Origin of the sequence: Puerhibacterium sp. TATVAM-FAB25, from assembly GCF_046535855.1 — a bacterium.
In the GTDB taxonomy this organism is placed as follows: Bacteria; Actinomycetota; Actinomycetes; order Actinomycetales; family Cellulomonadaceae; genus Puerhibacterium; species Puerhibacterium variabilis_A.
The window spans coordinates 333982-347227 of record NZ_JAXUAK010000001.1 but is presented as its reverse complement, the minus strand read 5'-3'; the positions used below and the strand labels follow the sequence as shown (position 1 = coordinate 347227).

The 13246-nt window shown below is 76.9% G+C and carries 14 protein-coding genes; 10 read left to right on the top strand and 4 right to left on the bottom strand.

The window, feature by feature from the left end; translation table 11 throughout:
- Nucleotides 1-139 precede the first annotated feature (139 nt).
- Nucleotides 140-460, top strand: a complete 321-nt coding sequence (locus U5M74_RS01630) for a DUF6457 domain-containing protein (protein ID WP_410905515.1) — start codon at nucleotides 140-142, stop codon at nucleotides 458-460.
- Between the two features lie 94 nt (nucleotides 461-554).
- On the opposite strand, the gene U5M74_RS01625 is transcribed toward U5M74_RS01630, so the two are convergent.
- A complete protein-coding gene (locus U5M74_RS01625) occupies nucleotides 555-3077 on the bottom strand; it encodes an MMPL family transporter (RefSeq protein WP_410905513.1) in 2523 nt (840 codons plus the stop codon).
- A gap of 78 nt (nucleotides 3078-3155) precedes the next feature.
- A complete protein-coding gene (locus U5M74_RS01620; protein ID WP_410905511.1) occupies nucleotides 3156-3803 on the bottom strand; it encodes a TetR/AcrR family transcriptional regulator in 648 nt (215 codons plus the stop codon).
- Nucleotides 3804-4041: 238 nt separating this feature from the next.
- Here U5M74_RS01620 and U5M74_RS01615 point away from each other — a divergent pair, with 238 nt between their 5' ends.
- The 8 genes from U5M74_RS01615 to U5M74_RS01580 all read left to right on the top strand — a co-directional run bounded on the left by U5M74_RS01615 (nucleotide 4042) and on the right by U5M74_RS01580 (nucleotide 11702).
- Entirely contained in the window at nucleotides 4042-4869 is an 828-nt protein-coding gene (locus U5M74_RS01615) for an alpha/beta hydrolase (RefSeq protein WP_410905509.1), read from the top strand.
- Nucleotides 4870-4983: 114 nt separating this feature from the next.
- On the top strand, nucleotides 4984-5652 hold the full coding sequence (locus U5M74_RS01610) for an ANTAR domain-containing protein (protein ID WP_410905507.1): 669 nt from the start codon (nucleotides 4984-4986) through the stop codon (nucleotides 5650-5652).
- A 112-nt stretch (nucleotides 5653-5764) separates the two neighbouring features.
- Nucleotides 5765-6436 (top strand): ANTAR domain-containing protein, encoded by a 672-nt coding sequence (locus U5M74_RS01605; RefSeq protein WP_410905505.1) that lies wholly within the window; start codon nucleotides 5765-5767, stop codon nucleotides 6434-6436.
- 111 nt (nucleotides 6437-6547) lie between these two features.
- Nucleotides 6548-7255 (top strand): GAF and ANTAR domain-containing protein, encoded by a 708-nt coding sequence (locus tag U5M74_RS01600; RefSeq protein WP_410905503.1) that lies wholly within the window; start codon nucleotides 6548-6550, stop codon nucleotides 7253-7255.
- Entirely contained in the window at nucleotides 7252-7950 is a 699-nt protein-coding gene (locus U5M74_RS01595) for a GAF and ANTAR domain-containing protein (RefSeq protein ID WP_410905501.1), read from the top strand. Before U5M74_RS01600 ends, U5M74_RS01595 begins: the two co-directional genes overlap by 4 nt.
- Nucleotides 7951-8107: 157 nt before the next feature.
- Nucleotides 8108-8848 (top strand): hypothetical protein, encoded by a 741-nt coding sequence (locus U5M74_RS01590; RefSeq protein ID WP_410905499.1) that lies wholly within the window; start codon nucleotides 8108-8110, stop codon nucleotides 8846-8848.
- 89 nt (nucleotides 8849-8937) lie between these two features.
- Nucleotides 8938-10962: a sensor histidine kinase gene (locus U5M74_RS01585; RefSeq protein ID WP_410905497.1), complete on the top strand. Its 2025-nt coding sequence runs from the start codon at nucleotides 8938-8940 to the stop codon at nucleotides 10960-10962.
- Complete coding sequence (locus U5M74_RS01580) at nucleotides 10959-11702, top strand: response regulator (protein WP_410905495.1); 744 nt, start codon at nucleotides 10959-10961, stop codon at nucleotides 11700-11702. The genes U5M74_RS01585 and U5M74_RS01580 overlap by 4 nt, the downstream gene beginning before the upstream one ends.
- A 19-nt stretch (nucleotides 11703-11721) precedes the next feature.
- Here U5M74_RS01580 and U5M74_RS01575 read toward each other — a convergent pair whose 3' ends face one another.
- Both U5M74_RS01575 and U5M74_RS01570 read right to left on the bottom strand, forming a co-directional pair.
- On the bottom strand, nucleotides 11722-12516 hold the full coding sequence (locus U5M74_RS01575; protein WP_410905493.1) for a glycoside hydrolase family 16 protein: 795 nt from the start codon (nucleotides 12514-12516) through the stop codon (nucleotides 11722-11724).
- A 17-nt stretch (nucleotides 12517-12533) separates the two neighbouring features.
- Nucleotides 12534-12809 (bottom strand): acylphosphatase, encoded by a 276-nt coding sequence (locus U5M74_RS01570; protein ID WP_410905491.1) that lies wholly within the window; start codon nucleotides 12807-12809, stop codon nucleotides 12534-12536.
- A gap of 134 nt (nucleotides 12810-12943) precedes the next feature.
- Between U5M74_RS01570 and yidD the strand changes: the two genes are divergently transcribed.
- Complete coding sequence (yidD, locus tag U5M74_RS01565; RefSeq protein ID WP_410905489.1) at nucleotides 12944-13240, top strand: membrane protein insertion efficiency factor YidD; 297 nt, start codon at nucleotides 12944-12946, stop codon at nucleotides 13238-13240.
- The last annotated feature ends 6 nt before the right edge of the window (nucleotides 13241-13246 follow it).

Below are 13246 nucleotides of genomic sequence, written 5' to 3'. Positions count from 1 at the left end.
CCCGCACCTGGGCCGGGCGCCGGGTGCCGGAGCGGTGCGCGGCCGTGCGACGGCCCGTCCCTGGGCCGACCATGGTCGAGGCGCGCCGACCCGGCGGGCACGGCGCGGACGCCGATCACCTGGCAGGCGGAGGGACCCCATGACTCCCGAGAACCTGGGTTCCGCGGACGCGGATCCCGAGGACCTGGGCCGCGAGGACCACGACCGCGGGGACCTGGACGGCTGGGTGGAGCACGTCGCCGTGCGGCTCGGGGTGCCGCGCGACGTCATCGACGCCGAGGCGCTGGCGGACCTCGCCGACGACGTCGCCGGACGGGTCGGCGGACCGGCCGGGCCGCTGACCACGTTCCTGCTCGGGTACGCCCTCGCGGTCGGGGACGGCGACGCCACCCGGCTGCGGACCGTCGCTCAGGACCTGTCCGGTCTCGCGGCGTCCTGGGCCGAGCGAGGAGCGCCCTGACGGCCACCCCCGCCCGCGCGGACGACGGCACCCCGCCGCCCGGTGCGGGCGGCGGGGTGCCGTCGTCGTGACGCCCGAGGCGACGTCCTGCCGGTCAGGCGCGGGTCGGCTCCGCTGCCTCGGCGGACCTGCCGGTCTCGTGGTGCGGGTGGCGACGCTCGAGCGAGGCGCCCTCGACGTCGACGTCCGGCAGGAGCCTGTCGAGCCACCGCGGCAGCCACCACGCCTTGTCGCCGGCCAGGTGCATGAGGGCCGGGACGATGAGCATCCGCACTCCGAAGGCGTCGACGAGCACGCCGAAGGCCAGCGCGAAGCCGATGGGCCGGATCATCGCCGAGTGGGAGAACATGAACCCGCCGAACACGGAGATCATGATCAGCGCCGCGGCGACGACCACCGCCCGGCCGGCCCGGACGCCCTGGACGACCGCGAGGCGGGCCGGCGCGCCGTGGGCGTAGGCCTCCCGCATCCCGGAGGTCAGGAACAGCATGTAGTCCATCGCCAGGCCGAACAGGATGCCCACCAGGATCGTGGGCAGGAAGTTGAGGATCGGCCCGGGCGTCTCGACGCCGAACAGGCCGGCGAGGTTGCCCCACTGGTAGATCCACACCGTGCCGCCGAGCGTGGCGAAGTAGCTCAGCACGAACCCGAGCGTGGCGATCACCGGCACGTACAGCGACCGGAACACCACGACCAGGATGAGCAGCGACAGCCCGACGACGACCGCGAGGTAGGTGGGCAGGGCGTCGGCGAGCTTGTCGGAGATGTCGACGTTGCCGCTGGCCGACCCGGCGACGCCGAGGGCGGTGACGCCGTCGAGGTCGAGCCCGCGCAGCGTGTGCACGAGCTGCTCGGTGGACTCGCTGGTCGGCCCCTCGGCGGGCACCACCTGGAAGGCCAGCAGGCTGTTGTCCTCGGCCGCGCCGATCGGCGCCACGGCGGCGACGTCGTCCTGGTCGTGCAGCGACTGCGCGATCTCGAGCCGGCGCTCGGCCACCGCGGCGTCGTCGAGGCCTGCGGGCAGGTCCGCCACCACCAGCAGGGTGCCGTTCTGCCCCTCGCCGAACTTCTCCGCGACCGTGGCGTACGCCTGGTACTGGGTGGAGTCGTGCGTCTCCGAGGAGCCGTCCGGGAGGTTGAGGCGCAGGTCCAGGGCGGGCAGGGCGACGACGGCGAGCGCGCCGACGCCGACGAGCACGCGCAGCACGGCGCGGCCCGTGCGCATCGGCGCGAGCGCGGGCCGCGCCGTCGGCGACGCGGCGGCTCCGGCGAGCGCGGCGGCGCCGTCGCGGGCGGCGAGGGCGGCCCGCTCCTTGCGGGACAGCACGCGCAGGCCGACCAGGTGCAGCACGGCGGGGGTGAACGTCACGGCGACGAGCACGGCCACCGCGATGCACAGGGCGCCCGCGGAGCCCATGAGGCCGAGGAAGGGGATGCCGGTCACGTTGAGCGCGAGCAGGGCGATCAGCACGGTCGCGCCGGCGAAGACGACGGCGTTGCCGGAGGTGCCGTTGGCCAGCGCGACGGACTCGGCGACGTCGTAGCCGTCCTTGAGCTGGCGGCGGTGCCGGTTGACGATGAACAGCGTGTAGTCGATGCCCACGGCCAGGCCGAGCATCAGACCCAGGATCGGCGTCACCGAGGCCATCTGGACCACGCCGGACAGGGACATGGTGGCCAGCGCGCCCACGCCCACGCCGACGAGGGCGTTGAGGATCGGCAGCCCGGCGGCCACCAGCGTGCCGAGCATGGCCACGAGCACGATCGCGGCGACCACCAGGCCGACGGCCTCGCCCGGGCCGAACACGCTCGGCACCGACTCCAGCAGCTCGGAGGAGGCGTCGACCTGGACGCCGTCGATCGGCGCGGCCCCGAAGGCGTCGAGCACGCCCCGCTTGGCCTCGCTCGGCACGTCGAGCTGGGGCGCGGTGAAGGCCACGGTCACGATCGCGGCCGAGCCGTCCTCGGCGACCATGCGGATCCCGTCGGCCAGCTCGAGGAGCGTCGCCCCCTGCTCCAGGGTGGCGGCCTGCTCCTCGAGCTGCGCCGACCGGGCCTCCAGCTCCTCGCGGCCGGCGTCGAGCTGGGCCTGCTGGGCGTCGAGCTGCGCGGCGGCCGCGGCGGCCTGGCCGGCGGCCTCCGCCTGCCCGCGGGCGGCGTCGAGCTGCGCCTGCCCGGCGTCGAGCTGCTCGCGGCCCGCGGCGAGCTGCTCGCGTCCGGCCTCGACCTGCGCGCGGCCGTCGGCGACCTGCCGCGTCTGCTCGGCGAGCTCGGCCTCGGTGGCGAACGGGTCGACGACCTGCGCGACCCCGTCGACGGCGGCGGCCCGGGTGACGCGGTCGGAGATCTCGGCCCGCTGCTCCTCGGTGAGCTCCCCGCCGTCCGTGGTGCGCACGACGACGCGGCCGGTGCCGCCGGACGCGTCCGGCAGCGCGTCCTGCAGCTTCTGGGTCACCTGGGCGGTGGGGGTGCCGGGGATGTCGAAGCTCGAGGCGAGCGTGCCGCCGAACAGGGCGAACGCCCCGCCGGCGAGCACGAGCACCGCGACCCACGCGGCGATGACGGCCCGGGCGTGGCGCGCGCAGGCGCGTCCCACCCGGTAGAGGAGCTCAGCCATGGTGACCTTTCGGGTCGGGACAGGGGCGGAAGATCGGCAGGAGGCGGGCCCGGGACCGGTCCGGGCCTCAGGTGGTGCTCACGGGACGGCGTGCGCCGCGCGCTGGCCGTCCCGCAGCAGGGCGACCAGGTGGCCGAGCAGCTCGTCCCACAGCCGGCGCGAGCGCTCGTCGTCCACCGCACCGGTGGCGGCGTACCAGCGGCGGAAGAGCAGGAGCGCGCCCGCCATGAAGGCCACGACCAGCAGCTCGACGGCGAGGTCGTCCAGCCCGGTGTGGCGGCGGACCATGGTGGCCGTGAGCCGCTCGTCGAGCAGGGCGAACGTGCGCTGGACGAGCGCGGCCTCGCGGGCCGGCAGCTCGGTGCCCTCGGCGCCGAGCATGCGCACGAGCCGGGACATCAGGGGCACCAGGTGGGTGGCGCGCGTCGCGGCCGCCAGCTGGTCCAGCAGGTCGGCGTCCGGGCCGGCCGCGCCGGCACGGACGCCGAGCTCGTCGACGACGTCGCTGAGGATCTCGGACGCCGCGGCGATGACCACGTCGTCGAGCGAGGCGAAGTGGTTGAAGACCGTGCGCCGGGAGACGCCGGCCCGTGCGGCGAGCTCGTCGACGGAGAAGCGGGAGCTGGCCCGCTCGTCCATCAGCGCGACCGCGGCGGCGACGATCGCCTGGCGGTGGCGCGCCTTGAGCGCGGCCCGGCGGTCGGGGACGTCCGGCGTCGAGGGCACGCCACGAGCCTAGGTTTCAGGGTGCACTCAGTGCAAGAACTAGGAACCGTGACGGTGCTCTCGCCGCGACGTACGCTCGACGGCGAGGGGGAGCGCTCCGTCCCGACCTCGCCCCGCGCCGCCGGCCCGAAGCCCGGTCGACGAGCGCCGCGGGCCGCGGCCGGATCCCGTGCGACGACGCACCGGCACCCGAGCAGCAGCACCGAGAAGTGCCACCGCCTGCCGAAGGAGCACCGCCATGAGCAGCACGCCCGACACCGTGGTCCTCGTCCACGGCCTGTGGATGACACCCCGCAGCTGGGAGCACTGGGTCCCGTACTACGAGGCCAAGGGCCTGACCGTCCTGACCCCCGGGTACCCCGGGTTCGAGGTCGAGGTGGAGGCGCTGCGGAAGAACCCGGAGGTCATCGCCCGGCTGACCGTCCCGGAGGTCGTCGACCACCTGGCCCGGGTGGTGGAGTCCGTCGCGGTGCCGCCGATCATCGTCGGCCACTCCTTCGGCGGCACGCTGACCCAGCTGCTGCTCGCCCGCGGGCTGGGCTCCGTCGGCGTGGCCATCGACTCGGCGCCCACCGAGGGGGTGCGGGTCACCCCGTGGTCGCAGACGCGGTCCCTGCTGCCGGCGCTGCGCCGGCCGAGCAACCGCAACGCCGCCGTGGGCTTCACGCCGGAGGAGTTCCACTATGCCTTCACCAACACCTCCGACGACCGCGAGTCGCGGCAGGTGTGGGAGCGCTACGCCATCCCCGCCCCGGGGCGCTGGATCTTCGACTACGGCCTCGTCGCGAACTTCAGGCCGGGCCCGCAGGAGACCTGGGTCGACTACACAGCGGACCGCGCGCCGCTGCTGTTCGTCGCCGGGGAGCGGGACCACATCATGCCGCCGTCGGTGAACCGCGCCAACGCCCGCCGCTACCGGCGCTCGCCGGCGGTGACCGAGTACCGGGAGCTGGCCGGGCGGGACCACTGGACGTGCGGCTCCTACGGGTGGGAGCGGGTCGCCGACCTGGCGCTCGACTGGGCGCTGGAGCACGCCCGCACCGACCGGCCCTGGGTCGCGGCCTGAGCGCCGGGCGGCACTCGCGCCCGGCACCGTGCGCACCGAGCGGGTCGGCGCCGAGCGTCCTATCCTCGACCGTGTGCTGCTGCGGGGGCGGCACAGGTGAGCTCGGGTAGCGAGGTGAGACCGACGTCGACGTCGTGGTGGGTCCCGGAGGACTTCGTCGTCCGCGCGGCAGCGGTCCTGCGCGCCGTCCTGGACGCGACCGTCACGGTGCGCCAGGACGGCGTCAGCGTCCCGGCGGTGAGCAGCACGCCGGCCGCGGCCCGCTGCGACCGCGCCGCGGTGCGATCGCGGTCCGCACCCTGGGCCGACGCGATGGAGCACCACCGCGTGCAGCTCGTGGCCCAGGTGGGGCAGGAGTCCCGGTGGCCCGAGTGGTCCGGGCAGACGGCGCAGGAGGGCTTCGCCTCGGCGGTTGCGGTCCCGGCGTCGGTCGCGCCCGGCGTCGACCTCGCGCTCACCCTCTACTCGCGGTCGGCCGACCCCTGGGACGCAGGCCTGCTCGTCGCGGCCGACGGCTACGCCCAGCTGCTGGCCTCGTCCGCACGCGGCCGCCTGACCGCCGCCGGGCCCGCCCCGGCGCCCCGGCGCGACGAGCTGGCCGACGCCGTGACGATCGAGCGGGCGGTCGGGGCGATCATGCACACCAACGGGTGCTCCGCCGACGAGGCTCACCACATCCTCGCCTCGGCGTCGTCCAACAGGAACGTCCCGCGGCGCGAGGTCGCCCGGCAGGTGCTGCAGGCGCTCCTCGAGGCGGAGGCCCACCAGGCGCGCACGCGCTGACGTACGGTGGAGGCCTGAGGCCACCACCAGGCGCCTCCCCGCGGCCTGGCGCGGCGCACGGACGTGGTCGACTCCACCAGGCGGACGGGTCCGCCGGACGGGACGCAGGCACATGGCGGTCGACACCTACCTCCAGGAGTACGCGGCGCGCGCGGCGAGCGCCCTCGGGCCGGGCCTCGAGGTCTCCATCACCGTGCGCGAGCACGGCATCACGCTGGTGGCCGCGAGCAGCGCTCCCGCCGCCGCCCGGTGCGACCAGGCGGAGGTCCGGTCCGACGAGGGCCCGTGCATCGACGCCGCGACCCAGGGCGTGCTCCACGTCGTGCAGTCCGTGGCCGACGACCACCGGTGGGAGGCCTGGCGCAAGCAGTCGGCGCAGGAGGGCTTCACGAGGTCGCTCGCCGTGCCGGCCCCGGTCGGCCCGGCGGTGATGACCACCCTCAACGTGTACACCCGGGCTCCCGAGGAGTGGACGGCGTCCGAGATCGGGACGGCGCAGGCGTGCGCCGGGCTGGTGGCCTCGGCCGTGCGGCTGCACCTGCAGTTCGCCGAGCTCGAGGACGCGGCCGCCGGGCTGTACCGCAGCATGTCGGACGCCGCGGCGGTCGAGCGGGCTGTCGGCGCGCTCATGGCGAACAACGACTGGTCCCGGGACGAGGCGCACCGGGTGCTACGCTCGGCGTCCCGGCGCCAGGCGGTCAGCGAGCGGGACGTCGCCGAGTCGTTCCTGCGGGCCCTCGCGCTGGGCGCACGGGGAGACATCACCGACGAGCGCGAGCCGTGATCGCGCCCTGCCCCACCGCGTGCGCATGAGGCGGCCGTACGGCACCGACCTCGTCCCGAGGGCACGCCCACGGGCGGGGAGGCCGTGGGCACGGACAGGACGGAGGACGCGGTGAGCGCGCCGGAGCTGATGGGCCTGCTCGCGCGGGCCCTCGCGCACACCGACGCGGGCATGCCCATGCCGTCGCGGCTGTGCCGCGCCTGCGTCGAGGTCCTCGGCGCGCAGAGCGGGACGCTCACCCTGTCGGCGACGCCGGAGGCGCGCCTGACCGTGAGCACGTCCGACGGCGTGTCGACCCAGATCGACGACCTCGAGGAGACGCTGGGGGAGGGCCCGGGGCGCGTGGCGCTCACGGAGGACCGCATCGTCGTCACCACGATCGACCAGGACGGGCCGGTCGACGTGGCGTTCCCCCTCTTCTCGCACATGGTCCGCGCCGTCGGTGCGCCCGGGACCGCCTACGCCGTGCCCATGCGCGTCGCCGGTCGCGTGGTCGGGGTGCTCAGCCTCTACGCCGTCGCCGACCTCGGCCGCGGGCTGAAGGACGCGCAGTTCCTCGCCGACGCCCTCGGGCTCGCGCTGCTCGGTGAGCTGGACTCCCTCGACTGGTCGACGAGGGCCCAGATCCACCAGGCGACCGGCATGGTCACCGCGCAGCTGCGGATCACGCCCAGCGACGCGCTCGCCGTCCTGCGCGGCCACGCCTTCGCCAGCACCACCACGCTCGAGACCGTCGCTCACGACGTCCTCGCCCGTCGGCTCGTCTTCAGGTACGACGAGGCGCACGCGGTCGAGGCGAAGAGAACCGAGGAGCCATGACTCCGCGTACCCCCGCCGACTCCTTCGCCGACGCGGCCAAGGCACTCCTGCAGGAGCACGACCTCACGGACCTGCTCCTGCGGCTGACGCGCGACGCCACCCGCTTCGCCGGGGGCGACGCCGCCGGCCTGCTCGTCCGCGCGGGCGCCGGCCTCGAGGTGCTCAGCTCGACGTCCCACGCGGCGACGCAGCTGGAGCTCTTCCAGGCCATGAGCACGGAAGGGCCGTGCGTGGACGTGCTCGAGGCCGGCGCGCCCGTCGTGGTGGCCGGGCGTCGCGAGATCGTCGACCGCTGGCCCACCGTGGGCCGCGCGATCGTCGACGCGGGCTTCAACGGCGTGCACGCCTCGCCCGTGGCCTGGCAGGGCGGCACGATCGGCGGGCTCAACCTGTTCCGCCGCGCGGAGCAGCCGCCGGACGCCGAGCAGCGGCGCACGGCCCAGGCCTTCGCCGACATGCTCGCCCTGGCGATGGTCCAGCCCGACCGCCCCGCCGAGCAGGACGTCGACCGCCGCCTCGCCCGCGCCCTCGGCGGCCGGGTCACGGTCGAGCAGGCCAAGGGTGTGCTCGCCCAGCAGCACGGCCTCGACATGGCCGCCGCGTACGAGGAGCTGGTCGACCGCTCCACCCGGGAGGGCCGGACGCTGACGGACACCGCCCGCGAGGTCATCGGGCGGGCGCAGCAGCGGCCCTGAGCGTCCTGTCGGCCCCGTCCTCTCCCCGGAGCGCGAACCTCCCGGAGCAACGGGACGGACGTCCCTGGTGCCCGGGACACCTCCCGGCCGACCGTCTTCCTGTCATCACCACCCAGCGGTCGCGGCACCCGCGGCGACCGGACAGGAAGGACCGCCAGTGGACCACAGCTCGCTCACCCCGCCCGCCACCACCCCGGCCGGCACCCCGGCCGGCACCCCGGCCGGCACCACCGCCGCCGCGCCGGGCACCGCCCGGCGTGCCCGGCCCGCCACCGCCCGCGGCTGGGCGTGGACCGGTGCCCTCGCCGGCGGGCTCGGCGTCGTCGGCATCCAGGCCTCGATGGCGCTCAGCTCGAACTGGCAGCAGGTGGCCGGCGATCCCGACGCGATGGTCGCCGACCTCGGCACCAAGACCAGCACCCTGCTGGTCATGCACACCGCCGCGCTGGCCAGCGCGCTGCTCGTGCTCGTCTTCGCCGCCGGCCTCAAGCGCCGCCTCGACGTCCAGGCGCCCGCCGGCTCGCTGCTGCCCACCGTCGCGTCCTGGGGGCTGGTGCTGGTCGCCGTCGCCGGGCTGCTCGGCACCGGGCTGGACACCCAGTTCATGTTCGCCGTCGCCGAGCCGAGCATGCTGGTGGCCTCCTCCGGTGCCTTCTACACCGACTGGGTCGCCACCATCCCGTGGCTGTGGGTCGGGGCCGGCGTCGCCGGCGTCGCCCTCGGCGTCGCGGCGCTGCGCCACGGCGCCGCCCCGCGCTGGATCGGCGTCGTCGGGCTCGTCCTCGGCGGGCTCACCCTGCTCACCGGCGTCTCGCCCTTCCAGTACCTGGCCGGCTTCGTCGGCCCGATCTGGCTGCTCGTCACCGCCCTCGGGTTCGCGCTCGGCGACCGCCGCTGAGCGTGCGGACGGTCCCGCCGGCGCTCGCGCCGGGTGAGATCCCCGCCGCGTCCTGGCCCGGGCCTCGGCCACGCCCCTACCGTGGGGGCGTGGCCGAGCCCGGGCCCGGCCGCGCCGGGATGCCCCGCACCGCCTGGACGGTCGCCGTCCTGGCGGGCTCGCTCGGGCTGTCCGCCGTCGCCCTGCAGGTCGCCTCGGGGATCACCGTGCTCCTGGGCGACCTGCTCTTCGTGCTCGTGGACGCCACCGTGGCACTCGTGTACGGCGCCGTCGCCGCCGTCGTGCTCGCCCGGCGCCCGCACGTGGTCGGCTGGCTGACGGCGCTCGCGGCCGTCGGCGGCGGCGTGTCCGCGCTCGGGGGGGCCTGGCGCAGCTACGTCTCGACGCACCCGGGGCTGCCCCCGCTCGACGGGCTGACCGCGGCGTACGGGTGGGCCTGGGTGCCCGGCACGCTCGCGCTGTTCGTGCTCGTTCCGTGGCTGGTCCGCTCGGGCCGGCTCGGGCCGGTCGCCTGGTGCGGCGTCGCGGGCGGGGCCGCGGTGATCGCCGCGTTCCTGCTCGCCCCGCCGTACGCGCCGCAGGCAGCCATCGGCGGCGCCGTCGTCATGGGGCTGCTCACCGCCGCCGCGACGGCCTGGCGGTGGCGCCGCGGGCCGGTGGCCGACCGCCGCGGGCTCGGGCTGCTCGCCCTCGGCACCGCCCTCATGGCGCTGTCCTTCGTGCCGCTGCTGGCCACGTGGGCGTCGCCCGACGTCGCCTACGCCGTGCCGCTGACCCACCTGGCCTGCCAGGCGCTGTTCCCGGCGGCGATCCTCGTGTGCGTGCTGCGCAACCGGCTGTGGGGGCTGGACCTCGTGCTGTCGCGGGCCACCGTCGCCGCCATGCTGGCCCTCGGGCTCGCGCTGGTGTACGCCGTCGTCGTGGTGGTCGCCGCCGCCGTGGTCCACGGCGCGGCCGCCCAGGTCGTGGCCGCGGTCGGCGTCGCGCTCGCCGTGCAGCCGCTGCACGCCTGGCTGCGCCGGCGCGTGCACGTCCTCGTCTACGGCGACGGCGGCGACCCCGGCCGGGCCGCGCTCAGCGTCGGCCGCCGCCTGGCCTCGGCGGCCGACGCCGAGGGGCTGGTCGCCGCGCTCGGCGACGGCGTGCGCGAGGCGCTGCGGCTGGAGCGCGCGACGATCGAGTGGCCGGCGCCGCCCGACGCCGCGCTCGGCGGCGCCGCGCCCGCGCGTCCGGACGGCGGACCGGCTGGCGGCGAGGCCGTGCGGGACGTCGTGCACGGCGGGCGCGTGCTCGGCCGGCTGCACGTCACCGCGCGGGCGGGGGAGCGGCTCGACCGCCGCACCGGCGAGGCGCTGGACCAGATCCTGCCCGTGCTCGGCGCGGGCCTCGCGCTGGCCCAGGCGGCCGGCGAGCTCGAGGCCGCGCGCGAGGCCACGACGGCCGCCCGCCTGGCCGAGCGGCGCGTCATCCGCCGCGAGCTGCACGACGGCATCGGCCCGTGGCTCAGCGGGCTGCGGCTCGGGCTGCAGGGCGCCCGCAACGCGCTCGCCACCGACCCGGCGGCCGCCGCCGCGGTGCTCGACGCGCTCGGCGACGAGGTGCGCCAGCGCGTCGAGGACGTGCGGGCCCTCTCGCGCAGCCTGCTGCCGCCGTCGCTCGACGACCTCGGGCTCGAGGCCGCGCTCTCGGAGCTGGCCGGACGGCAGGCGGTCGCCGGTTTCGTCGTCGACCTGCGGTGCGACCCGTGCGCGGGCCTCGACCCGAACGTCGCCGCGGCGGCCTACGCCATCGCCAGCGAGTCGGTGGTGAACGCCGCCCGGTACTCCGGCGCCGCCGAGTGCCGGCTGACGGTCGCGGTCGGCGCCGAGACGCTCACCGTGGTCTGCGAGGACGCCGGGCGCGGCATCGCCGCCGGCACGCCGGCCGGCGTCGGCACCCGCTCGATGCGCGAGCGCGCCGAGGAGCTCGGCGGCAGCCTCGTCGTCGCGGCGGCCCGCCCCGGCGCCGCCGCCCCGGGCACCCGCGTGCGCGCCGAGCTGCCGCTGCTGCCGGGCCGCGCCCGCCCCGCGCTGCCGACGGAGCTCCCCGCCGCGCCCGCCGGGGTCGCGCCGTGAGCGGCACCCTGGCCGAGGGCGGGGGCACCGTCGGCGGCGCGGGCCCGGCGGTGCGGGTCGCCGTCGTCGACGACCACCCGGTGTTCCGGCTCGGCATGGTGGCGCTGCTGGGCTCGCTGGCCGGGATCGAGGTGGCCGGGCAGGCCGCCTCCGCCGCCGAGGCGCGCACGCTGCTCGGTCTCGACGGCGGGCGGCCCGACGGCGAGGGGCCCGACGGCGGGCGGCCCGGCACCGGCGAGCCGGACGTCGTCCTCATGGACCTGGACCTCGGCGACGGCTCCGGCGTCGACGTCACCCGCGACCTGGTGCGCGCCCGGCCGGACGCCCGGGTGCTCGTGGTGACGATGCACGAGTCCGACGACGCGGTCGTGGCCGCCGTGCGCGCCGGGGCGCGCGGCTACCTGGTGAAGTCCGCCGGGCCTGCCGAGGTGGAGCGGGCCGTGCACGCCGTGGCCGCCGGCGCGATGATCCTGGCGCCCTCGGTGGCCGAGCGGGCGATGGCCTACGTGGTCGGCGGCAGGGCGGCGGCCCGGGTCCCGTTCCCGCAGCTGTCCGACCGGGAGCGGGAGGTGCTCGACCTCATCGCGCGCGGCCTGGACAACACCGCGATCTCCCGCCGCCTGGTGCTCAGCCCCAAGACCGTGCGCAACCACGTGAGCAACGTGCTGAGCAAGCTCGCGGTGCCGGACCGGTCCGCGGCGATCGTCCGCGCCCGCGAGGAGGGGCTCGGGCAGGGCTGAGCCGGGCTGGGGCCGGCCGCTACGCCGCGCCGCTCCAGCCGCGCACCCGGTGCACGCGCGCCGTCTTGGGGTAGTCGCCGGCCGGCCCGCGCGGACCGGTCTCGAACAGGTCGACCATGAGGAGGAGCGGGTACGCCGGCGCCTGCGCCAGCCGCCGGACCACCACGCCGTCGTGGCCGATCACCGTGCCGCCCGCGCCCCACACCGCGGTCCAGGTGTGCGGCCGGGTCGCGTCGCCGGCGACCGTGACCTCCGCCATGTCGGTGACCAGGCCGGGGTCGCCGTGCGCCTTGAGGCCGGAGCGCGCGCGGGCCCCGTCCGGGCCGACCGCCTCGGCGTCGACCTCGCACAGGCAGATCTCGCCGCGGTGTCCGGGGGACAGGTGCTCCGTGCCGACCAGCCAGACGGCGAGCATGCAGCCGGGGTCGCGCGTGGCGCTGACGGTCACCTCGACGCGGCCCGCCGACGGCGCCCACAGCAGCCGCAGCGGCGTCGCGGTGCGCACCCGCAGGCCGGGACGGTGCCGGTGCGTGCCGCGCGGCGAGCCCACGGGGCCGGAGAAGGTGCCCGTCTGCAGGTTCGACACCCGCAGCGGCGCGTCCTCCGGCCGCCAGTCGGGCTGGTCGTGGTCGATCCGCAGCCGCAGGCCCGCGCCGTCGAGCGCGAGCCGCGCCCGCGACCGGTCGGGCGTGGTCCAGTGCGGCAGGTAGTGGTCGACCCACCGCCGCGGGTCCAGCCGTCCGCCGGCGAACTCGTCGTCGAGGTCGGGGGCGCGGGCGGGCGCCGGCGGGAGCGGGACGGCGTCGGCGGTCATGGCGGCATCCTGCGCCGTCATCCCGTCACGTGGAAGCCCGCCTCGTGCTGCAGAGCGACATCGCGGAGCTCCACGCCGGTCACGCGCGCGGCGCGCGGGCCCTCCCGCAGGAACGCCAGCATCGCCTCGACCGCGCCGCCGTCGCCCTCGACCTCCACCTCGACCGTGCCCTCGACCGTGTTGCGCACCCAGCCCGAGACGCCCAGGCCGTCGGCGGCGTCCTCCACCGCGGCGCGGAACCCCACGCCCTGGACGATGCCGCGCACCACGGCCCGCACCCGCCGTCTGGCCATGCGTCCACGCTAGGGGCCACGTCGCGCGGTCGCCGCCGCGAGCGCCGCGGCGCGCCGGCGTCCCCGTCGACGTCCCGTCGATGGCAGGGCCCTCCCTCGGGCGGGCGGGCCCGGCGCCTCGTACGGTGACGGGCATGACGCCCGCAGCCCGCGCCGCCGACGCCCTCGTCCGTGCCTACCAGCGGCACCTCTCGCCGCGGAAGGGATGGCGCTGCGCGTACGGCGTCGCCCACGGGGACACCACCTGCTCCGCCGCGGCGCGCCGGATCGTCGCCCAGCGCGGGGTGGTCCGCGGCGTGGTGCCCGTGGCCGCGCAGCTGCTGGCCTGCTACCACGCGGCCCGGCTGCTGACGAACGCCGAGGTGCGCGGGGTGTGCTGCTGCGGGCCGATACCGATCCCCTTCGGCTTCGGCCGCTCGCGAGGGCTCTGAGCCGGC